Raw genomic sequence first — 20942 nt, forward strand, 5'->3', positions numbered from 1 at the left:
GTCAGGCCTTGGCTGCGGTGTAGCCGGCCTCGTCGACCGCGGCGATGACCAACGCGTCGTCGAGGGGTGCGGTGCTCTCGACGACGAGCGTGCCGGTGTCAGCAGAGACGACGACGCCGTCGACGCCTGCCAACTCGCTCACCTCCTGAGCCACGGCGCTCTCGCAGTGGCCGCAGGTCATGCCGGTGACGAAATAGGTGGTGGTGGTCATGGTGGTCTCCTTGCCGAGGGCAGTGCCCCCTGGGGGTATGTACGGCAGGTGCAACCATATACCCCCAGCAGGTATTCCCGCCACCGTCAGACCAGCATCACGACCAGAACTCGTCTTCAGCAGCCTGGTCCTCGCTGAAGAGCCAGACCTCGGCGATGAGCCCGTCAGCGATCCTGAAGACGTCGATGCCCGACTGCGCAAGAGGCGTGCGCCCCTCTCTCTGAGCCGAGAACTCGACGGTCGCCACGACGAGGTCACCGTTCGCGACCGCCGTCCTCGTCACGAGACGGAAGGTTCCGCCGCTGAGCTCGAAGAATCGACCGAGGTGGGCGAGCACACCCTCCGGCCCGACCTTGCGGCCAGACAACGGGTTGCCACCGGGCTGGTGCCAGATCACGTCAGGGGCGAGCATGGCGGCAACGGCGGGGAGGTCGCCCGCTGCGAGGCTCGTGTCGTACGTCGTGAAGGTCTCGATTGCGGTCATGATGGTGTTCCTCTCGATGTGTGGTGTGCTTCCAGTTCTACGCAGCAGGCGGTGGTCACTTCACCGTGACCATCTGCATCCCGAGGTTCGCCATCGCCCCGCACCGAGAGGTCTTCATGAGCCCGAAGTGGAACGTCTTCTCCGCGACCTGCCCGTCACGCACCTCGCTCGCCCAGATCGCGAACAAGTGGACGGCGATGATCGTCATCACGCTCTCGAACGAGCCGAAGCGCTTCAGCGAATTGCATCGCACGATCGAGGGCATCTCGAAGAAGGTGCTGGTCGACACGCTTCGCTCGCTCGAACGCGACGGGATGCTGGAGCGCGTCGAGCACGAGGGCCACCGCGTCTACGCACTCACGCCCCTCGGAGCGAGCCTCGAGGAACCGCTCCTCGCGCTCCAGGTCTGGGCGGAAGCCCATATCGAGGAGGTACTCGTCTCGCGTGACGCGTTCGACGAGCGCGCCGACGACGAAGTCCTCGCCGCCGCCGCCGCCAGCGGAGATCAGTCCTCGCGCAGGATGCGGTAGCCGCGCAGTGGGTCGTAGCCGTGGATCTCGCGGGTGTCGAGCACGGCCATGAAATCGAGCACCTCGTCGGTGACGAGCTGGCCTGGCACGAGCACGGGGAATCCGGGTGGGTACGGGGTGACGAAGCCTGCAGAGACTGGCTTGGCCCCACCCGCGACGCGTTCGGTGAGCTGTGCGTGGCTGAGGTGCTCGATGTTCGCGCGACGCTGCCCGCGGAAGAACGCCGTGCGAAGGTCGCCGTCCGGGAGCCCGTCCGCGGAGGCGTAATCGGGCGCGAACGCGCTGAAGTCGGGCAGCGGGGGCATCGGAGCGGGGGCCGGGCGCTCGCCGTCGATCTCTCGCGCCTGCGTCTCCTCCTCGAAGCGCTCCGCGAGCTTCACGAGCACCTCGATGAGGTAGCCGACGGAGCTGCGGGAGGTGCCGATGTTCGTCATGAAGAGCACCGTGTTGCGGCTCGTCTTGTTGACCTGGATGCCGTAGCGATCCATGAGGTGCTCGTGCTTGAACGTGTCCCCGTCGACGCCCGTGCGCGAGATCTCGACCGTGATGCGGCTCGGGTCGACGACGAACTCGTCTTCCTCCCACGCCTGCCACATCGTCGAGAACCCGTCCCGGTGGGGCATCGGCCGCGCGCTCGCGCGATTCGCGGCCGGGATGAGGTCGTGGCCGGAGAGCACTCGGAAGGTTCGGCGCAGGAGCGGGTGGCGGGCGATGGCCTGGGCGATGCTCGTCGCCAGGTCGAGCTGGCGCTGCACGAGCTCGAAGCCCTCGAGCTCCACCTGGCGCCTGCCGAGGTCGAGCGAGGCGAGGATCTGGTAGTTCGGCGACGTCGAGGTGTGCGTCATGTACGCCTCGTGGAACGGCTCCTCCGCCTCGCGGTACCAGTCCTTGTCGTAGACGTGGATCATGGATCCCTGCCGCAGCGCGGTGAGGGTCTTGTGGGTCGACTGGGTCGCGTAGACCCGGATGCGCGCATCCGGGGAGGGCAGGAGCCGCTCGGCGAGCCAGGCGTCGTCGGCCGCTGGCTCCCCCGTCTCGGGGTCGAAGAGGCGGGCCCGCTGCTCCTGGTACGCCGTCGCGTGGGCGCTCGAGGAGAGCCGCTCCTCGAGGTGCTTCGCCGCCGCCATGGCGGTGCGTCGGCGGGTGATGGGGTGGAACGCGGCGAACGCGAACCACGCCTCGTCCCAGAGGAACACCAGGTCGGGCTTGATCGCGAGGCACTCGGCCATGACGCGTTCTGGGTCGTAGACGATGCCGTCGAAGGTGCAGTTCGTGAGGGTCACGAGGCGCACCTCGTCGAGGCGACCGGCCGCGCGGTAGTCGAGCAGCAGCTGCTTGATGCGGTCGAGCGGCACCGCGCCGTAGAACGCGAACTCGTTGAGCGGGTACGCCTCGAGGTACGCCGTGCGGGCGCCCGTGAGCATGAGCGCGTGGTGGTGCGACTTGTGGCAGTTGCGGTCGACGAGCACGATGTCGCCGGGCGAGACGAGCGCCTGGTGCACGATCTTGTTGGCCGTGGAGGTGCCGTTCGTGACGAAGAACGTGTGCTTCGCGCCGAACGCGCGGGCCGCGAGCTCCTGCGACTTCTTGATCGCACCCACGGGAGCGAGCAGCGAGTCGAGACCACCCGACGTTGCGCTCGTCTCGGCCAGCAGCAGGTTCAGCCCGTAGAAGTCGACGAGGTCGGTGATCCACTTCGACGTCACGACCGACCCGCCGCGAGAGATCGGCAGCGCGTGGAAGACCCCGGCGGGGCGGCGGGCGTGCTCCTGGATGGCGGTGAAGAAGGGCGTGTCGTAGAGGTGCGAGACGCGGCGCAGCAACGACAGGTGCAGCTCGAGCTGGTCTTCGCGCAGGAACACGCGGCGGAAGCGGCGCGTGAGCACACCGGCGAGGTCCTCGATGTGCGCCCCGGCGACCAGGTACAGGTCGAGCTCGGGGCGCAGCGTGTTGAGGGTGTCCGCGAGGCCGAGGACACGCTGCACGGACGCGAGGCTCGACCGCGACGTCGCGGTCGTGCCTGCCGAGTCGACGTGCGCGAGGTCGATCGTCTCGCGCATGTCCCGGCTGAGACGCTGCTGGCTGCGGTCGCTGAAGCCGGGCCGGATGACGACGGCCAGGATGTTCGGGTTCGTGAGCACAGCCGCGACGGCATCGTCGGCCGACGGCACGATGACGTAGTCGTAGACGAACGCATCCGCCGCGCTGCGGAGCTTGAGGATGTCGGCCCGCAGCGCATCCCGGTCGGCTGGGGTGGTCTCGTCGACGAGCAGCACCTCGAAGCGGGGGCGCGGGTCGGAGTCGTCCTGCAGCTCGGCGCGCTCGGCCTCGTCGAGCCGATCGTCGCGATGGTCGGCGGGGATGCTCGTGCCGCGCAAGCGGCTCACGACTCGGCCGATGCGCTCGAGCGCGCTCGAGTACTCCCCGTTGTCGAGAGCCTCGCGGATCTCGGCGACGTAGCGCTGCCCGAACCCCGCCCAGTACAGCTCGAGCGTCTCGAGAGCACGCAGGTTGCGGGAGATCTCGCCATCCGCGTCCAGGATGCTCGCCGTCTCATGCCCGGATTCGAGGCGCTTGATCGCGAAGCGCAGGTACTCCCACGCGTCGCTGCGCAGGCGCCAGGTGCTCGTCGGCATGCCAGGATCGCGCTCCAGGCTCTGGCCTGAGGCGCGCCGATCGGCGTCGTTCGCGGTGGGGGCGGATTCGTGGAGACCTGCGGCGTCGAAGCTCGTCACGACGGCCATTCTTCCAGAGCTGCGGGACTCTCTCCGCCACGCGTCGAATTGCGTCGGGGTCGCGTTCAGGGCGCGAGGTACCTCGCGAGCAGGTCGCCGAGTTCGCTCGCGGCAGCTGCGGCGTCGAAGCTCGGGTCCTCGACGCTGCGCGACAGAACTCCATCGGCAACCACCCCGATCCACAGCGCGAGACGTTCGGCGGTGAGATCGGAGCGCCAGTTCCCTTGCCGCTGCCCCGCCGAGACGATCGCGACGAGTGTCTTGTGCTGGAGCGCGGCGGCGCTGGTCAGCAGCTCCGCTACGCGTGCATCGCTCGGGGCGGAGCCCAGCGCCGCCACGAAACCGGCGAGGTGCGGGTCAGCCGATTCCTCCAGGAGGGCGCCGAGCCAGGTGCGCAGGGCAGCCGGCGCGCTGTCGGTCGCCGCGTCCGCGAAGGCGTCCGCGCGGAGGGCCGCGTCGGCCGCATCCGCCTGCAGGATGCCGACGAGCAGGTCGATCTTCGTCGGGAAGTAGTGGAAGAAGGTGCCGGAGGAGACGCCGGCGCGGGCACAGATGCGTGCCGTCGTGGCGCCCGCGTAGCCGAGCTCTGAGATGAGCTGGTAGCCGGCTCCGACGATCGCCGCCCACCCCTCGCCTGTTCGTGCCGCCACGTCGAACCTCGCTGCCTGCATCTCGAATCGGTTCTCGAGCAATCACTCTAGAGTGTTTACTCTAGAGAATGGCCGAATCAGCATCCCAGCAAGTCGTGGAGCCCGTGAGACGCGTCAGCATCGGCACGCCCGCGTTCCCGCCGCGAGCACGAGACGGCTGGCTCTTCGTCGTCGGCCTCCTGATCTTCTGGTTCCTCTTCAACGGCCCTCCCGCCGGTGAGATCGGCGGCTTCGACCTGCGCTTCGGTCTCGAAGGCCCCGCCTCGGGCAACCCCTGGAAGTGGGCGGGCGCCCTGCTCGTGGTCGCCCTCGTCATCTGGGGAGAGCGGCGCGGCCTCACCTCACTGCTCATCACCAAGCCGACGGGCAAGGACATCGAGTGGGCGTTCTACGTCTTCGGCGGCGTCATGGCCTGGTCGTGGATCGCCAGCCTCATCGCCCCTCAGGAGGACAACGACGGTGTGGGCACCATCTCGAGCATGAGCGTCGCCGGCGTTGTCCTGCTCATCATCACGGCGGCCATCACCGAGGAGGTCCTCTACCGCGGCTACCTGCAGGAGCGACTTGGCTCGCTCATGCGGTCGAGGTGGATCGGGGCAGCCGTCAGCCTGGCGATGTTCATCGCGCCCCACGTCGTCTTCTTCGGGCCGAGCTGGCTCTTCCACCAGCTCGTCGGGTCGCTGGCACTCGTGGCGTTCACGCTCATCCGCCGCAACCTCGTCGCGACGATGCTGCTGCACCTGCTCATCAACGCGCCCATCCTCATCCCGACGGTGCTGGCGAAGCTGTGATCGCTGCGGCGGTGGCCCTCCGGCTCGTCAGGAACCTGATCGCTGCCGGGCCAGCCACGTGTGGTTCACAATCGCCTTGCTCACGGCCTCTCGGTACGCTGCCCCCTCCGGCCCCCGTTTGAGGTCGCGGGCGAAGAACGGCGACTCTCCGCGATGGGGAGCCCCGTCGTGGATGCGCTCCGCCAGGTCCGCGAGAAACGCGCGGCCGACCGTCCGATACTGTTCGGCCTCCGCCGCGTCGAGTTGCAGCAGCGCGGAGTCGTCGACCATGTTCGTGACCACGTACCTGGCGTCGAGGAAGAGCTGGCCGGCCTGTTCGACGAGGAACCAGCGCCCCGGTTCGTGGTCGACGTAGTGCATGGCGTCGCGCTCCTTGGCGATGCGGGCGTCGTCGCCCCATTCCTCGACCGGCGGGATCGGGCCGAGACGGTGCTGCCTGGCCTCGTTGAGCGCGAGGTGGGAGACGGTCGGTCCGACGCCGTGCTCGAGTGCGAGGCAGAGGATGCGCCGGCACGTCTGGCACGTGAGCTGACTCTCGACGCGCTCCATGAGACCCGACGCGTGGATGGGCAGGAGGTCGCGGATGCTGACCCAGCTGGCGTCCTCCTTGAGGACTCCCGACGCAGCCGCATCCGTGATCGCGTGCACCGTCTCCTCGACGTCGAGCTTCTCGGTTTCGTCGCGCACCAGGAGCTGACTGCAGGCCGGGCAGTTGTCGTCCTCGGGGCGGCAGGTGAGCCCCGGCTGCTCGACCGTGAACACGAGGCTCTCGAGGTTGCCCGGGTCGTTCCAGCCGCGATGGTCCTTGAACTCGGCCCGCGCGTATCCGCCGTCGAGTTCGAAGTACGGCGTGCCGAAGCCGGCGAAGCGGCGGCGCCCGATCATCACCTTCTTGAGGTCGTCGAGGGTCGCCGCGTTGGTGGTGCCGGGGATCCACTCGGAGAGATTGACAGCGCTGGTCTCCGACGACGACGGCACCGCGTGCAGGACGACGGCGACCAACGTGTCGTCGTGCAGGATGAGCTCGCCACCGGCCGCGAAGCGCACGCGGCGGGACAGCACGGCCGGCTCGCCGAAGGATCGCTCGGTGGCCGTGAACTTCTCGCCACGGAGGGCGTCGATCAGCCGCCGGACGGGCGCATCACACTCAGCCCGGGCAAGCGCGTCGAGGATCATCGGGAGTCGGGAAGCCATGCTCTATCGTCGCAGGCCCGATTCGACGCCTGGCCGGGCGGTTCAGGAACGAGCGCTGAACGGACCGGCGGGGGCGAACGCGTAGTCGGCGAAGCGGTCGCCCATGAGCTGGTGCGCCTCGGGCCCCGGGTGCAGGTCGTCCGGCAACGGCAGGCGCTGCGCATCCGCTTCGCCGTAGAGTTCTGTGCCGTCGAGGAAGAAGAGATTCGGGTCGGATGCGCGACGCCCCGCCAGGGCCGCGAGCTCGCGCCGAATGACGCTGAGCGTGAGCCGCCCCTGCGACTCGTCTCCCGGAGTCCCCGTCGCGATGAACTTGACCTTGCCTGTCGCGAACGATGCGGGATCGAACGCGCCGGGCCCGGCCGTGTGCTCGTGAATGCCGCAGAAGATGGGCGAGATGAGCACGATCGGCGTCTCGGGGTGCCCGTCACGAATGGTGTCGAGGAAGCCGTTGACGGCCGGCACGAACGCCCGCACGCGCATCGCGTCGGCGTTCACGACGTTGATGCCGAGCTTCACGCTGATCAGGTCCGCTCGAGTATCGCGCATGACGCGGGCGAGGAAGGGGTCGACCATCGCGCTGCCGCCGAGCCCGAGGTTCACGAGTTCCACCCCGCCACGACGCGCGGCGACTGCAGGCCAGATGTCGCTGGGCGAAGTCGCGTTCGAGCCGTGACTGATCGAGCTGCCGTGATGCAGCCACACACGATCGGACACGGTCACGGGCTCGAGAGGCGCGTCCGATCGGAGCTCGATCAGCTCGACCGACTCGTTGTGCGGCAGCCAGAACTCCACGCGCTTGGTCTCGCCAGCTGCAAGACCCTCGATGGTGGTCGTGTGCGATGGCCCCTCGCGGAGCGACATCGCGCCCGTCTGCAGATCGACCTCGACGGCGTCACCACCGGTCAGCTCGTCGCTCGCGAACTTCTCGCCGTCGACGTAGACATCGACGCGGCCCCGCGGCCGGTCGATGCCCGTATAGACGGACCGGGTCGGCAGCAGCTCCACCTCAACCCGCTCGGCGGTCGTATCGGACATCACGCGGACGCCGGAAGGCTGGCTCTCGACGAGCAGCAGCTGCGGGTCCGGGAACTGCGCACGAACGTGTGCGGGGAGCCGGTGCGGTCGCACTCCCCTGCTGGTCTGCTCGAGCTCAGCGGCTCCGCGGACGAACTGGGGCGTGGGCTGGGTGACGATCACGTGGAGGCCTCCGGAATCGGGGGGCGGCGGTGGCCGAGGAGCTTCGAAGGTGAGTGCCCCAGGCAGGATTCGAACCTGCGACCGACGGATTAGAAGGCCGTTGCTCTATCCACTGAGCTACTGGGGCGCGATCCCAGCCAGCATAGCGGGCCTCGAAACGCTCCACTGGCCGCCACGGGACCCCGGGAATCACTACGATGTCCCTCATGGCTATTGCTCAGGAGCGTCTCGTCTGGATCGACTGCGAGATGACTGGCCTCGACCCGTCGATCGACGAGCTGGTCGAGGTCGCCGCTTTCGTGACCGACAGCGACCTGAACATCCTCGACGAGGGCTTCGAGATCGTCATCTCGGCGAGCGAGGCCGCGATGGCCAACATGGGCGAGTTCGTGACGCAGATGCACACGACCTCCGGCCTCATCGAGGAGATCCCGAACGGCGCCACACTCGAGGCGGCCACCGCTGAGCTCCTCGCGTACCTGAAGAAGCACGTGCCCGTGCCCCGCACGGCACCGCTCGCGGGCAACACGATCGGCACCGACCGCATGTTCCTCGCGAAGTACATGCCGGAGGTCGACCAGCACCTGCACTACCGCAACGTCGACGTGTCCACGCTCAAGGAGCTGTCACGTCGCTGGTTCCCCCGCGTCTACTTCCACTCCCCCGACAAGGACGGCGGCCACCGCGCGAAGGCCGACATCCTCGAGTCGATCCGCGAGCTCAAGTACTACCGCAAGGCAGTGCTCGTGCCCGAGCCCGGACCCACCAGCGAGGAGCTCCGAGAGGTCGCAGCCGAAGTGGTGAACGACTTCGCCCAAAATCTGTAATAGACTCTCGTAGTCGCAGGCGAGCGGGAGCACGCAGGCGGCAGACATGGTGGGTATAGCTCAGCTGGTAGAGCGCCTGGTTGTGGTCTAGGAGGCCGCGGGTTCAAGCCCCGTTACTCACCCCATGGAGAAAGCCCCGAGTCCTGAGGACTCGGGGCCTTCATCGTTGGGCCGCGCGCTCCTCCAGAGAGCGTCCGGCCGCGTCCACACGGGAGATGCCGGTTCCCAGTGCCTGGAACCTGCATCCCCCGTGTGCTTCTAGCGAGGCGCGGGGGCCTCGAGTCTTGGTGAGCCCGGGATGGGCGGCTCAGCGAGCGGCGCGGCAGGCGCGCGCGGTATCGGGGCGGGAGCGAGCGCCGCGGCGGGCATCTTGCTCGCCCACAGCACCCCGAACAGCACAACCGCGCCGCCGACGAGCTCGAGCGGGCCGGGCCGCTCTCCCAGCACAAGCCACGCCGTGGAGATGCCGACGACCGGCACGAGCATCGAGAACGGTGCCACGACGCCGGCCGGGTGGCGCTTCATGAGCCACACCCAGATGCCGGATCCGAGCACCGTGCCGAGCAGGATCGTGTAGACGAGGCCGACCCAGGCGGGGACGGCGGCGACGGTCCAGGCCGTCGCGAGCGACACCCAGATCTGCTCGGGCCCCTCGACGAGCAGTGAGACGGCGAGCATCGGGATCGGCGGCACCACGGCCATCCACATCGTCAGGTGCAGCGGCTTCGGCGGCTCGGCCAGGCGGCTGGAGATGTTGCCGATCGCCCAGCCGAACGCCCCGATGACGACGAGCAGGAACGGCCACCAGCTGCCGGAACCGCCGCGTGCCACGCCCACCAGGAGGAGGCCCGCTACCGCGAGCGCGATGCCGACCACGCGACGGGTTGTGAGCTTCTCCCGGAGGAAGATCGCGCCGAGCAGCACCGTGAAGGGCGCCGACATCTGCAGCACGAGCGATGCGAGCCCCGTCGGGAAGCCGGCGGCCATGCCCAGGTACAGCCCCACGAACTGCAGGGTGCCGAAGCCGAGCCCGTAGCCGATGAGCCAGCGCAGCTTCACGTTCGGGCGCGGGATGAACAGGATCGTCGGGATCGCGAGCAGCCCGAAGCGCAGCGCGATGAGGAAGAACGGCGGGAACTGCTCGAGCGATGCGTGGATGGCGAGGAAGTTCACGCCCCAGAGAACCGCGACGAGGCAGGCGAGGGCGATATGACGGGGAGGCACGAGATCAGTGTCGGGCGCATCCACCATGAAGCACCAGTGCTGATGCGTGACGTGTCCCTGTAGGCTCCCTTCATGGAGTTCAGGCACCTCGAGCTACTCAGGGAGCTGTCGATGCGCCGCACCCTCGCCGCGGTCGCGGAGGCCACGCACCGCACCCCTTCCGCCCTCTCGCAGCAGCTGAAGACTGCCGAGCGGGAGTTCGGCGCGCGCCTCGTCGAACCGTTCTCCCGGGGCCTGCGGCTCACGACTGCCGGGCAGATCCTGGCCGACGGTGCGGACGAGGTCGGCCGAGCGCTCGCCGAGGTGCAGGCACGGCTCGAGGCGAGTCTTGGCGAGCCGAGCGGTACGGTGTCGATCGGCGCACTGCCCAGTGCCAGCGAGGCCCTCTTCCCCGGCCTCCTGCGCCGAACGGCAGGGTCGGCCATCGACCTCGAACTCGACGACTTCGACCTCGCCGAGTCCGAGTACGCCGCCAGGACCCTCGACGCCGACATCGTGATCGGACACAGCCTCACCGGCGACGTACCGAGAGGAGCAGAACACCTGCACACGCGTGTCCTGGCCCGTGAGCCGATCGACGTGGCACTGCCATCGACGCATCCGCTCGCCTCCCAGCAGCGACTCGCGCCCCACGACCTCGTCGGCACGACCTGGGTGGGCGTGCCCGTCGGCTACCCGTTCGACAGCATCCTGATCGCCGTCGAGAACGCGACGAGCACGAACCTCGAACGCGTGCAGCGGCTGCGCGACAACCGCCTCGTCGAGGCGCTCGTCGCCGCGGGCTCGGGGCTCGCGCTCCTCCCCCGGTTCACGACTCGGCCGCGCCCCGGCGTCGTGCTGCGACCACTCGATGGTGTCCGCTCCGTGCGCAGCATCGTCGCCTTGGCACGCCCGGACCGCCACGCTCGCTTCGCGGTACGAACCGTGCTCGACCACCTGACCTCGGCCGGGGAAGACCTCGAGGCCACGTTCGCGGAGGCCGAGTCACCGCGTTCCTGACCAACTTCAGTGCTCAGACGGTGACTGCGGGCCGGATGCGCCACCCAGCGGCGCCTTCATCACGCAAGTTGGTCAGGCGAGCTGGACCGGGACGCGTCCTCGGCCCAGCACCTGGGACGTGGAGCCGGTTGCGACGCCTCAGCCAGCGCGCTTCGTGGCGGCGACGAAGTCTCGGATGCGCGCATGATCCTTGACGCCCGGCGATGACTCGACGCCGCTCGAGACGTCGACACCCCATGGGCTCGCTTCGCCGATGGCCTCGGCGACGTTGCCCGGGTGCAGGCCTCCCGCGAGCAGCCAGCGGCCGTCTGGGCGACGGCGGACGAGTTCCGAGAGGTCCCATCGCTCGCCGGAACCCGGTTTCGGCGCATCCAGCAGCAGGAGCTCCTCGCCGAATGCACCGACGCGCAGCTCGGGGTCGTCGGCGAGGGAGGTGGCCCTCCAGATGCGCGGGAAGATCGCGTCGGCCGCGCGTACTTCCTCGCCCGTGTAGGAACCGTGGAGCTGGAGCACGTTCGCGCCGACCGCGGCTGCGATCTCGGCGGCATCCTTGGACGGCATGTCGTGGACCACGAGCACGCGGTCGACACTGGCGGGCACCGATGCGAAGATCTCGGACGCCTCCTCGGGGGTGCGCCGCCTGGGGCTCGTGCGGCTCATCACGACGCCGATCGCGTCGGCGCCGCTCTCGACGGCGACCGCCGCCGACTCGACAGAATCCAGGCCACACACTTTGACGTACACGCGAGAATCCTAGGCGTTCGGGTTCGCGAATCCGCGGCAGCCCACGCAGCCAGACGTCAGTCTCGAACTGCGGTGAGCCGGAAGCGACGCTGCGTCACAGTGATCGGCTGCGCCGCGTCGAGCCGTCGGAGCTGCTCGATGTTGCTGTCGACGCTGAACCCCGGGACATCCCAGGGGACCAGAGCCAGGTACTCGACGAGCGACAGCGCATCCGCGAACGTCATCCGCCCAGCCCACTCTTCCGCGACCCCGACGCGAAGCCCCTCCGCGCGCAGGGCCGAGACCGCATTGGCGAGCGTCACGTGCTCGTACAGGGGTTCGCCACCGAACCATGCTCGGAGCTCGTGCGCGTCCCGGCCATCGACCTGCTGCGTCAGGAAGCGGCCGCCGGGAACCAGCACCCTGGCGACCTCGCTCGCATCGAACTCCTCATGACGGGCCACGATCAGGTCGAGAGAGGAGTCGGCGAGTGGCAGCGGCTCCCCAGACTCGATGTCGTTCGCGTGCAGGCCGACGCCGAACGGCGCGAGGTTCTCTCGCGCGACGGCGACGTTCGGCTCCCAGCCCTCCGTCGCTGCGATCTGCAGCGAGGATGCGTGGATGGGCATGGAGCGGATGAGTTCGATGAGTCGCTCCCCGCCGCCCGTGCCGAGATCAGCCATGCTCGTCGCCGTCCGCATGGCGGCCCGGCATTCGGCGTCGAAGTCCCAGGGCGGATCATCGGCCGTCAGGCGCCCGTCCTATGAGGAAAAGTTCCAGCCGGTCATCTGCGCATTGGCGTGCGCATCGCGCCAGGCCTGAACCTGTGCATCCGTAGCGGCGTTCACGGGGCCAGGCTACCGAGTGCGCGTGCCCCGTGACGCGCCTGCCCTCGTAGGCTTCGGTCATGAGCACCTTCGTTCCGGCGTCTAGCCTGCCCGTCTCCGAGGCCGAGCTGGCCGTCGTCGAAGCGGCACGTTCGACGATCGATGCGGCCACCGATGCTGGTCCGAACGAGGACGGCATCCATACCGTGGGCGCAGCGGTCCGCTCGGCGGACGGGACGATCCACGTCGGCGTCAACCTGCACCACTTCACGGGCGGCCCGTGCGCTGAACTCGTTGCTCTCGGCGCGGCCCGAGCATCAGGTGCCCGCGAGCTCACGCACATCGTCGCCGTCGCGAACCACGGGCGAGGCGTCATGAGCCCCTGCGGACGCGATCGGCAGGTGCTCGCCGACCACTACCCCGACATCCGCGTCATCCTGCCCTCACCGGGCGGGTTGATCAGCGTCATCGCCCGCGAGCTCCTGCCACTCGCCTACGACCACACGGCACAGCAGGTCTAGCCGCAGGTCGGCGCTCACCCAGCGCCCCTGCGACACAATGGGCGGATGGAGATGTCGCGCGAGGACTTCGAGGCGCTGGTCGTCGACGAGCTCGATGAACTGCCCGATGAGATGGTGGACGGCCTCGACAACGTGATCTTCGTCGTCGAGGACCGGCCAGAGGACGGCTCGCTCGACCTCCTCGGCATCTACGAGGGGTTCGCGCTCACCGACCGAGGCCAGTACGGCTTCGGCGAGCTGCCGGACCGCATCGTGCTGTTCCGCGAACCGCTGCTGTCGATCTGCGATGACGACGAGACGCTGCGCGACGAGGTGCACACGACGCTCGTGCACGAGATAGCGCACTTCTACGGCATCGACGACGCGCAGCTCCACGAGCTCGGCTGGGCGTAGGACAAGGCACCGAGGGACCGCTACCTACTCGTAGAGGCTGAGAACGGCGACGTCCTCCGCTGGGCAGCTGGCGGGGAAGTTCTCGTAGCCCTCCGGAGAGTCTCCCGAGCTGTAGCTTCCGCCGCCGTCGATGAACTCACCCAGCAGCACGACGGCCCCGTTCGGCAGCCTCACGCCAGCTTCGTCCTCAAGCACTTCGGTGCCCTTCGGGAACTGGGTCGCGATGAACTCCGGCGCCTCGGGCTGTCCGAAGGAGATCGACAACCCGAAGCATCCGTCCGCGTTGCGCGTCAGGTCACCGGCGACGATGGCGAGTCCGCTGAAGCCGCTCGATTCAGCTGCCACCCACAGATCGGGATGCGTCGGCGTCGGGGCCGCGCTCGAACAGCCGGTCAGCGCCAGGAGCAGCGCCGCCCCCGCCAGACTCGCTGAAGTGGCTCTCATGCGTTCTTTCTAGCAGCCACCAGCGGAGCAAGCCAGGCGCATCCGCTGCCCGACTTCCATTCGCTTCCCCCGGTACGCTTCCTGGATGCACCCAACGGCACCAGCACGCGAGCCCCTGCGGGCCGGCCGCCTCCTCTGGGGCATCGCCCTGCTGCTGGCCGCCCCGGTCTTCGCGATCTGGATGTCCGTGACCGGTCTGCTCTCGGCCCTCGCCGCTGCCAGCATCACCGGAGAGGCGAGCGCTGCCGTCCCGCCCCTCATCTCGGCCGGTCAGACCCTGCTCTCCGCGTTCGCCTTCTGGGCGATGTTCGTCTCCGCTGGGGCCGGTCTCGTCGTGCTGATCCTGCTCGGAGTGCAGAGCATCCAGGCCGCACGCCGCCCGCTCGCCGCCTCCGGCCCGACCTTCAGCTCTGTGCTGTGGGGCTGGGGACTCGCGATCCCGTTCTCAACGGGCATCGGGGCCCTGGTCGGGATGCTGTTCCGGGCGACCGCCGACGGCATCGGGACCGACCTCTCGCTTGATGCCGGTCCGGGCACCGGCATCAGCTACGACGACGCCGTCCACGGCCTCATCACCGGCAGTGCGTGGCTCCTCGTGGCGGTCGTCGGGCTCGCCCTGGCCGTGATTCTCACGGTGCGCTACGTGCGCGCGCGGCGGCAGAACAAGACGAACGCGACTGGCCGCAGCGCGGGCTGAAACGGCTCCGCGTCGACGGGGCTTCAGGCGTCGGGCGCGACCTCGATGACGACGTCGGCGAGCAGGAACGGCGCATTGCGTCGCCAGTGCTCCCTCTCCTGCGCGCCCCACATCTCCCAGAACTCCTCGAAGACGCCGATATCGCCGGGCCGGGACAGCGCGCGCGGCTTCCGATGCGCCTCGTCGAGCTCGATCCAGACGCTGGTGGTCGCGAGCGGCGCACTCTCGCGCGACAGGGCCCCGCATCCCTCGACGATGAGCGGCGACGTCGCGTCGATATCCCGCCACGGGCCGGGCTCAGCCGCCGCCCAATCCCAGCTCTCGTACCCGGGATGCGCGCTGCCCAGCATGTTTCGGTGCACCGCCTGCGATGCGGCGGCGAGGCCTCCCCAGCCCGGGTAGGCGTCGTCGAGTGACACCAGCTGCGCGCCACCGAATCCGCGCGCTCGGAACTCGTGGAGCAGTTCACCCGCGAGCGTCGTCTTCCCCGAGCCCGAACCGCCGTCGATGAGGACCACCGGCCGCCTGCCACCCGCGTCGGCGAGCACCCGGTCGAGCAGCGCTGCCGCCCTCACGCGCTCCCCACCAGCCGGTACGAGCCCAGCGCGACTGCCACCGCGACGGCGACCCCGGCAATGCCCACGGCGGCGAGCACCAGCACGAGGTCACGCCAGCCGAGCCTCGATGGCCGCGCCCAGGTGCGTGCCACGTCTTCTGCCCCAAAACCGCGCGCCTCCATGACGGTGGCGAGCGTCCCCGCCCGCCTGATCGCGAGCGCGAGCAGGGCGAAGGCCATCGTCATCAGCCGGCGGACGGCCCCCGAGTCGCCCAGTCCGCGAGCGCGCCTGGCCTGGCTCATGGCCGTCCAGTCGTCACGGAACACCGCGAACAGGCGAATTCCGGCGAGCGCTGAGACGACGAACCTCGCTGGCAGGTGCGCGACCTGGGCGAGCCCGTCGGCAAGCCGCGTCGGGTCGATGCGGCTCAACGCGACGAGGGTCGGCACGCCGATCGCGAGGACGCGCACGCCGACGGCGATGGCGAGCTGGATGGAGTTGTCGGTGATGTTGGCGTACAGGAACTGCCCGTAGCTCTCGCCTCCCGGCTTCGCGTACAGCAGCATGCTCGTGGCCGAGACGGGCGCCGCGATGAGCAGGATCCAGCTCGAGCGCAGGATCTCCACGGGTCGCACGCCGGCGACCCCGAAGGCGATCATCGCGAGCACGAGGGCGACCAGCGCCGAGACGATGTCCAGCGTCGTGAGCAGCGGAATCGAGTACAGCACGGCGGCGAGGAATGGCGTGACGGGGTTGACGCGGTCGAGGAACCTGCCGCCGACGGGCAGCACCTCGAGCGGCACGCCGTCGCTGTCAACCGGCACCGACCTCGCCGGCTGAGCGCCCGCCGGGGCGATGCCGCCGCTCATGCAGGCACCTTCGCGTCCTTGCGGTCGTGCGCGCCGATGCGGATGCACTGGTCGCCGAGCACGCGCACGAGCTGTTCGTCGTGGGTCACGGAGACCAGCGCGTGCCCTTCGGCGACGAGGCGAGCCATGATGGCGACGAGTTCCGTCCACGTCCTGCGGTCCTGCCCGAAGGTGGGCTCGTCGAAGATGAGGATCCGAGGCGCCGTCGCGAGCACCGTCGCGACCGAGAGGCGGCGCTGCTCGCCGCCGGAGAGCGTGAAGGGGTGCGCTTCCGCGAGGTGGGTGAGGCGCAGCGCGGCGAGGAGCTCGTCGACGCGCTGGCTCGTCTCGCGCTTGCCTCGGCCCGCCGCATCCGGGCCGACTTCCAGCTCGCGGCGCACGGTCCCCGCGACGAACTGGTGCTCGGGCTGCTGGAAGACGGTGCCGATGCGCGTCAGGAGCTGCCGTGAACGCCAGGCGGACGGATGCGGGCCCGCCGGAGGAGCCGTACGGAAGCGGCCGAGCCCCCAGCCGCCGCGGCGCGCACCCGCGTCATCGCCCGCATCCCGGAGCGCCTGCGTCGCTCGCACCTCGCCCTCCACGGGCGTGAGCAGTCCGGCGAGCGTGAGCGCGAGCGTCGTCTTCCCCGCCCCATTGGGGCCCAGCACAACCGTCGACTCCCCCGCGCGCAGGGTCGCCGACAACTGCGTGTGCAGGGCATGGTCAGCCCGACCGAAGCCGAGCCCGTCGGCGATCAGCAGCTCCTCCCCAGGCGAGAGAAGGGCACGCGGCACGTGCGGTTCGTGGCCGCCGATCCACACGCCGGCGGCGAGCAGCGACTCGCGGTGCTGCTCGAGGACCAGGTCAGGGGTACCGTCGGCGAGGAGATGCTGCTCGCCCCCGAGCACGACGACCCGGTCGACGCTCGAGCGCCACACGTCCACCCGGTGCTCGATGACGATGAGCGTCGCGCCGGACGCCTCCGCGGCGCGGACCACCGCCTCGCGCACCTCGTCCACGCCGGCCGGGTCGAGGTTCGCGGTCGGCTCGTCCAGCAGGATGAGGTCGGGGCGCATGGCGAGGACCCCCGCGATCGCGAGCCGCTGACGCTCGCCGCCGGACAGCTGAGCCGTCGACCGATCGAGGGGCATCCGCAGCCCGACGGCATCGAGCGCCTCGCGCACCCGCGCCCACGTCTCCGCCCGTGGGACGCCGAGGTTCTCGCAGCCGAACGCGACGTCGTCGCCGATACGGGCGAGCACCGTGTTCGCCTGCGGGTCCTGCAGGACAAGACCGACCGTGCCGCGTGCATCGCTCGGGTGCTTGCCATCGACAAGCAGTGAGCCGAGCTCCTGCCCGTCATCCTCGTGATCGCCGAGCACCCCCGCCAGGGCGGCCAGGAGCGTGGACTTGCCAGCCCCCGACGGCCCAAGCAGCAGCACAGCCTCGCCGGGCTCGATCGTCAGGTCGAGCTCGGCGACGGCCAGCTTCGCCCGGTCGGCGTGGCGCCAGCCCCACCCCCTCGCCTCGACTCTCGCGCCCACGAGCGCTAGCCGATTCGCTTCGAGCTTCTACCCGCACCGAAGCGGTTCAGTGCACCGGTCGCCGCGAGCGCGCGCGTCAGGAGCCAACCGACGACGCCAGCGAGCACGGCACCCGAGAGGACGATCGAGACGAGGTAGATGGTGAGGAACTCCGGACCCTTCTCGATGTTCGCGCTGAGAAAGAGTTCGAGCGTCCACGCCGCGACCGCAGCCCCAGCCCCTGCCAGCATCGCGACGCCGAGGCCGAAGCGCTTGTAGAAGAACAGCAGGAAGATGAGCTCGGCGCCGAGACCCTGCGCGATACCCGAGTACACGGTCTCGATCGACCACTGGCTGCCGAGCAGCATCGAGACGCTCGCCGCGAGCACCTCGACGAAGAGCGCAGCGCCGGGCTTGCGAATGATCAGCCCGCCCAGCACTCCGCCGAGCAGCCAGATACCGACGGCGATACCGCCGACACCCGGCGTGAACGCATCCATGACCGTGAACCACGCGTAGCCCACGCTGTTCCAGACGATGAAGATGAGCCCCGTCGCGACGCCGAGAACGGCCGCCGTGACGATGTCGATGACCCGCCAGCGGAAGCGGCTCTTCGGCGACCTCGCCTGAGCCGGCCCCTGCGTCGAGGAGGTTCGAGATGGAGTTGAAGAAGTTGTCATGCGGTGTGCCCTTTCGAGTGAAAGTGCACGGGCGCAGAACCTGGGGTGGCTCTGCTCGGAGATGTGCCTCCCTGCGCTGGCATTACCCAGATCAGGTTTGACGGTCGAAGGCTTGTGCCTTCCTCTCAGCCCGGACTACCGGACTCCCGTGAACACCTCGAGTATAGGCCGAACCGCGCCCCGAGCTACTTCTTGAGCGCCTTGATGAGACGCGGAAGCGCGTGCCCGACCGTCCACACCAGTGGAATCGAGACGACGAGCAGCGTGATGATGTTCGGGCGGAAGCTCGTGCCGAACTCGTCATCGACGTACGCGCCGACGGGGACCGCCATGCCGCCACCGCCACCGCCGGACGAGTTCTCCTGTCCCTCCTCGTTGCTCTCGCCGCCGCCGTAGCCGTACGAGACGAGGGCGACGGGAAGGATGGTGGCCTTGCCAAGCTCCACCTTCTCGCCGTAGGCGAGCGTGACGCCGAGCTTCTTGACGGAATCGGTGAGGTTCTGCGTGAGGTTCGTCATGCGGCCAGCGTAGGTCGTCGACATGCCTGCCAACCAGGAGAACTCCTGTGTGCTGGCGGGCGAGAGCGCTCCCACCCTTTGGTAGCTTTAGTGCCTGCATCCACACGCGATGTTCTTCGGCGAAGCAAGATGAAGCAATAGGAGCGTGCATGAAAACGTGGCCCGGAAATGCCTACCCCCTCGGAGCGACGTTCGACGGAAGTGGCACGAACTTCGCGATCTTCAGCGAAGCCGCCCACAAGGTCGAGCTCTGCCTCTTCGACGACGACGGCAACGAGGAGCGAGTGAGGCTCCACGAGCGGGACGCGCACGTCTGGCACGCCTACCTGCCCCACGTCCAGCCGGGCCAGCAGTACGGCTACCGCATGCACGGCGACTACGACCCCGCGAGCGGCAGCCGCTGCAACCCCGCGAAGCTCCTCCTCGACCCCTACGCGAAGGCCACGACCGGAGACATCGACTGGGACCAGTCGCTGTTCAGCTACAACTTCGGTGACCCCGACTCGTTCAACGACCTCGACTCCGCGCCCCACATGATGAAGGGCGTCGTCATCAACCCCTACTTCGACTGGGCTGGCGACCGGAAGCCGGGCATCCCCTACAACGAGTCCCTCATCTACGAAGCCCACGTGAAGGGCCTCACCCAGCTGCACCCGGATGTGCCCGAGGAGATCCGGGGCACATACGCCGGCATCGCGCACCCCGCGATCGTCGAGCACCTCAAGCGGCTCGGCGTCACCGCCATCGAGCTGATGCCCGTGCACCAGTTCGTGCAGGACAGCACCCTCATCGAGAAGGGCCTCCGCAACTACTGGGGCTACAACACCATCTCGTTCCTCGCCCCGCACGCCGACTACGCCTCCCAGGGGACGGCAGGGCAGCAGGTGCAGGAATTCAAGTCCATGGTGCGCACCCTGCACGCCAACGGCATCGAGGTCATCCTCGACGTGGTCTACAACCACACGGCAGAGGGCAACCACCTCGGCCCGACGCTCAGCTTCCGCGGCATCGACAACGCCGCCTACTACCGCCTCGAAGAAGACGACAAGCGGTACTACACGGACTACACGGGCACCGGCAACTCGCTCAACATGCGCCACCCGCACTCGCTGCAGCTCATCATGGACTCGCTGCGCTACTGGGTCACCGAGATGCACGTCGACGGCTTCCGCTTCGACCTCGCCTCCACCCTCGCCCGCGAACTCCACGACGTGGACAAGCTCTCCACCTTCTTCGACCTCGTGCAGCAGGACCCGGTGGTCTCGCAGGTGAAGCTCATCGCCGAGCCGTGGGACGTCGGCCCCGGTGGCTACCAGGTCGGCAACTTCCCGCCGCAGTGGACGGAGTGGAACGGCAAGTACCGCGACACCGTGCGCGACTTCTGGCGCGGCGAGCCCTCCACGCTCGGTGAGTTCGCGAGCCGCATCACGGGCTCCGCGGACCTCTACGAGCACTCCGGACGGCGCCCGTTCGCATCCATCAACTTCGTCACGGCGCACGACGGCTTCACACTGCGCGACCTCGTCTCCTACAACGAGAAGCACAACGACGCCAACGGCGAGGACGGGAACGACGGCGAGAGCCACAACCGCTCGTACAACCTCGGCGTCGAAGGCCCGACGGACGACCCCGAGATCAACGCCATGCGCGCGCGCCAACAGCGCAACATCATCGCGACGATGCTGCTCAGCCAGGGTGTCCCGATGCTCCTCCACGGTGACGAGCTGGGCCGCACCCAGCTCGGCAACAACAACACGTACGCACAGGACAGCGAGCTCAGCTGGGTGCACTGGGAGAACGCAGACGAGCCCCTCGTCGAGTTCACGCGGGCCGTCGCCCAGCTGCGCGCCGACCACCCCACGTTCCGACGCCGCCGGTTCTTCAACGGCCGCGTCGAGAAGCGCGCCGAGGGCTCGGCACTGCCCGACATCGTGTGGCTCTCCACCGACGGCACGCAGATGGCCTCCGAAGACTGGAACGCCGAGTTCGTGAAGTCGATGGGCATGTTCCTGAACGGCAACGCCATCGCCGGCCGCGACGAGCGCGGCGAGGAGATCACCGATGTGAGCTTCATGGTCTACTTCAACGCCAGCGAGACCGTCGTCGAGGCGACGATCCCGAGCGTCGAGATCACCTCGCACTGGGACATCGTCATCGACACGTCCGGCATGCACACCGACCTCGAGGGCATCGAGCCGGGCGCGACCATCCCCCTCGAACCGCGCTCGCTGGTCGTGCTACGAGAGGCTGAGCTCAAGGAGAAGCCGGACCACTCCGTCGCCGCCTCGGTCGCCGCGATGACGACGCCCATCCCGATCATCACGCGGCCACCGCTCGGCAGCTGACGCCGCCCGCCCCCTCTCAGT

The 20942-nt window shown here is 68.8% G+C and carries 23 protein-coding genes, 2 tRNA genes and 1 riboswitch; of the genes, 9 read left to right on the forward strand and 16 right to left on the reverse strand.

All coding sequences use genetic code 11. The annotated features are described in order from the left end of the window. Position 1: 1 nt before the first annotated feature. Complete coding sequence (locus C5C17_RS09480; protein WP_104253140.1) at positions 2-211, reverse strand: heavy-metal-associated domain-containing protein; 210 nt, start codon at positions 209-211, stop codon at positions 2-4. A gap of 97 nt (positions 212-308) precedes the next feature. Then, complete coding sequence (locus C5C17_RS09485) at positions 309-695, reverse strand: nuclear transport factor 2 family protein (RefSeq protein WP_104253141.1); 387 nt, start codon at positions 693-695, stop codon at positions 309-311. A gap of 65 nt (positions 696-760) precedes the next feature. Here C5C17_RS09485 and C5C17_RS09490 point away from each other — a divergent pair, with 65 nt between their 5' ends. Continuing rightward, complete coding sequence (locus C5C17_RS09490) at positions 761-1225, forward strand: helix-turn-helix domain-containing protein (protein WP_258066125.1); 465 nt, start codon at positions 761-763, stop codon at positions 1223-1225. On the opposite strand, the gene C5C17_RS09495 is transcribed toward C5C17_RS09490, so the two are convergent. Both C5C17_RS09495 and C5C17_RS09500 read right to left on the reverse strand, forming a co-directional pair. Beyond that, positions 1201-3861 (reverse strand): aminotransferase class I/II-fold pyridoxal phosphate-dependent enzyme, encoded by a 2661-nt coding sequence (locus C5C17_RS09495; RefSeq protein WP_258066152.1) that lies wholly within the window; start codon positions 3859-3861, stop codon positions 1201-1203. The genes C5C17_RS09490 and C5C17_RS09495 overlap by 25 nt on opposite strands. A gap of 164 nt (positions 3862-4025) precedes the next feature. Then, entirely contained in the window at positions 4026-4610 is a 585-nt protein-coding gene (locus C5C17_RS09500) for a TetR/AcrR family transcriptional regulator (protein WP_181028538.1), read from the reverse strand. A 68-nt stretch (positions 4611-4678) separates the two neighbouring features. On the opposite strand from C5C17_RS09500, the gene C5C17_RS09505 reads away from it, so the two are divergent. After that, on the forward strand, positions 4679-5401 hold the full coding sequence (locus C5C17_RS09505; RefSeq protein ID WP_104253144.1) for a CPBP family intramembrane glutamic endopeptidase: 723 nt from the start codon (positions 4679-4681) through the stop codon (positions 5399-5401). A 27-nt stretch (positions 5402-5428) separates the two neighbouring features. Here C5C17_RS09505 and C5C17_RS09510 read toward each other — a convergent pair whose 3' ends face one another. The 3 genes from C5C17_RS09510 to C5C17_RS09520 all read right to left on the reverse strand — a co-directional run bounded on the left by C5C17_RS09510 (position 5429) and on the right by C5C17_RS09520 (position 7922). Then, positions 5429-6595: a hypothetical protein gene (locus C5C17_RS09510; RefSeq protein WP_146079124.1), complete on the reverse strand. Its 1167-nt coding sequence runs from the start codon at positions 6593-6595 to the stop codon at positions 5429-5431. Positions 6596-6637: 42 nt separating this feature from the next. Next, on the reverse strand, positions 6638-7795 hold the full coding sequence (locus C5C17_RS09515) for a GDSL-type esterase/lipase family protein (RefSeq protein WP_104253146.1): 1158 nt from the start codon (positions 7793-7795) through the stop codon (positions 6638-6640). A gap of 54 nt (positions 7796-7849) precedes the next feature. Continuing rightward, a tRNA-Arg gene (locus tag C5C17_RS09520) sits at positions 7850-7922 on the reverse strand. Positions 7923-8001: 79 nt separating this feature from the next. On the opposite strand from C5C17_RS09520, the gene orn reads away from it, so the two are divergent. Next, on the forward strand, positions 8002-8622 hold the full coding sequence (gene orn, locus C5C17_RS09525) for an oligoribonuclease (RefSeq protein WP_104253147.1): 621 nt from the start codon (positions 8002-8004) through the stop codon (positions 8620-8622). 49 nt (positions 8623-8671) lie between these two features. Next, positions 8672-8747: transfer RNA gene (locus C5C17_RS09530), tRNA-His, on the forward strand. A 133-nt stretch (positions 8748-8880) separates the two neighbouring features. Here the strand turns inward: C5C17_RS09530 and C5C17_RS09535 are convergent. Further along, positions 8881-9846: an EamA family transporter gene (locus C5C17_RS09535; RefSeq protein WP_104253223.1), complete on the reverse strand. Its 966-nt coding sequence runs from the start codon at positions 9844-9846 to the stop codon at positions 8881-8883. 72 nt (positions 9847-9918) lie between these two features. On the opposite strand from C5C17_RS09535, the gene C5C17_RS09540 reads away from it, so the two are divergent. Continuing rightward, positions 9919-10845 carry a LysR family transcriptional regulator gene (locus C5C17_RS09540; RefSeq protein ID WP_104253148.1) on the forward strand — a complete coding sequence of 309 codons (927 nt, stop codon included), beginning with the start codon at positions 9919-9921 and terminating at the stop codon, positions 10843-10845. A gap of 138 nt (positions 10846-10983) precedes the next feature. Here C5C17_RS09540 and C5C17_RS09545 read toward each other — a convergent pair whose 3' ends face one another. Continuing rightward, positions 10984-11589 (reverse strand): phosphoribosylanthranilate isomerase, encoded by a 606-nt coding sequence (locus tag C5C17_RS09545; protein ID WP_104253149.1) that lies wholly within the window; start codon positions 11587-11589, stop codon positions 10984-10986. Positions 11590-11645: 56 nt separating this feature from the next. Continuing rightward, positions 11646-12251, reverse strand: coding sequence for a class I SAM-dependent methyltransferase (locus C5C17_RS09550; protein ID WP_258066126.1), 606 nt, complete (start codon positions 12249-12251; stop codon positions 11646-11648). Between the two features lie 224 nt (positions 12252-12475). Here C5C17_RS09550 and C5C17_RS09555 point away from each other — a divergent pair, with 224 nt between their 5' ends. After that, entirely contained in the window at positions 12476-12916 is a 441-nt protein-coding gene (locus tag C5C17_RS09555; RefSeq protein ID WP_104253150.1) for a cytidine deaminase, read from the forward strand. A gap of 45 nt (positions 12917-12961) precedes the next feature. Continuing rightward, positions 12962-13309 (forward strand): metallopeptidase family protein, encoded by a 348-nt coding sequence (locus tag C5C17_RS09560; protein ID WP_104253151.1) that lies wholly within the window; start codon positions 12962-12964, stop codon positions 13307-13309. A gap of 24 nt (positions 13310-13333) precedes the next feature. Here the strand turns inward: C5C17_RS09560 and C5C17_RS09565 are convergent, their stop codons facing one another. Continuing rightward, on the reverse strand, positions 13334-13753 hold the full coding sequence (locus C5C17_RS09565) for a hypothetical protein (RefSeq protein ID WP_146079125.1): 420 nt from the start codon (positions 13751-13753) through the stop codon (positions 13334-13336). An 85-nt stretch (positions 13754-13838) separates the two neighbouring features. On the opposite strand from C5C17_RS09565, the gene C5C17_RS09570 reads away from it, so the two are divergent. After that, positions 13839-14450, forward strand: a complete 612-nt coding sequence (locus C5C17_RS09570) for a hypothetical protein (RefSeq protein ID WP_104253153.1) — start codon at positions 13839-13841, stop codon at positions 14448-14450. A 23-nt stretch (positions 14451-14473) separates the two neighbouring features. On the opposite strand, the gene C5C17_RS09575 is transcribed toward C5C17_RS09570, so the two are convergent. The 5 genes from C5C17_RS09575 to C5C17_RS09595 form a co-directional block, all read right to left on the reverse strand. Beyond that, positions 14474-15025 carry an ATP-binding protein gene (locus tag C5C17_RS09575; protein ID WP_258066127.1) on the reverse strand — a complete coding sequence of 184 codons (552 nt, stop codon included), beginning with the start codon at positions 15023-15025 and terminating at the stop codon, positions 14474-14476. Then, positions 15022-15876, reverse strand: coding sequence for an energy-coupling factor transporter transmembrane protein EcfT (locus C5C17_RS09580; protein ID WP_104253154.1), 855 nt, complete (start codon positions 15874-15876; stop codon positions 15022-15024). Before C5C17_RS09580 ends, C5C17_RS09575 begins: the two co-directional genes overlap by 4 nt. Next, a complete protein-coding gene (locus C5C17_RS09585; protein ID WP_104253155.1) occupies positions 15873-17399 on the reverse strand; it encodes an ABC transporter ATP-binding protein in 1527 nt (508 codons plus the stop codon). The genes C5C17_RS09580 and C5C17_RS09585 overlap by 4 nt, the downstream gene beginning before the upstream one ends. A gap of 5 nt (positions 17400-17404) precedes the next feature. Next, positions 17405-18058 (reverse strand): ECF transporter S component, encoded by a 654-nt coding sequence (locus C5C17_RS09590; RefSeq protein WP_104253156.1) that lies wholly within the window; start codon positions 18056-18058, stop codon positions 17405-17407. 51 nt (positions 18059-18109) lie between these two features. Then, a riboswitch (TPP riboswitch) is annotated at positions 18110-18219 on the reverse strand. Between the two features lie 24 nt (positions 18220-18243). Further along, entirely contained in the window at positions 18244-18576 is a 333-nt protein-coding gene (locus C5C17_RS09595; protein ID WP_104253225.1) for a spore germination protein GerW family protein, read from the reverse strand. A gap of 149 nt (positions 18577-18725) precedes the next feature. Between C5C17_RS09595 and glgX the strand changes: the two genes are divergently transcribed. Further along, on the forward strand, positions 18726-20921 hold the full coding sequence (glgX, locus tag C5C17_RS09600) for a glycogen debranching protein GlgX (protein ID WP_104253157.1): 2196 nt from the start codon (positions 18726-18728) through the stop codon (positions 20919-20921). The last annotated feature ends 21 nt before the right edge of the window (positions 20922-20942 follow it).

This window comes from Pseudoclavibacter sp. RFBA6, from assembly GCF_002931575.1.
GTDB lineage: Bacteria > Actinomycetota > Actinomycetes > Actinomycetales > Microbacteriaceae > Pseudoclavibacter > Pseudoclavibacter terrae.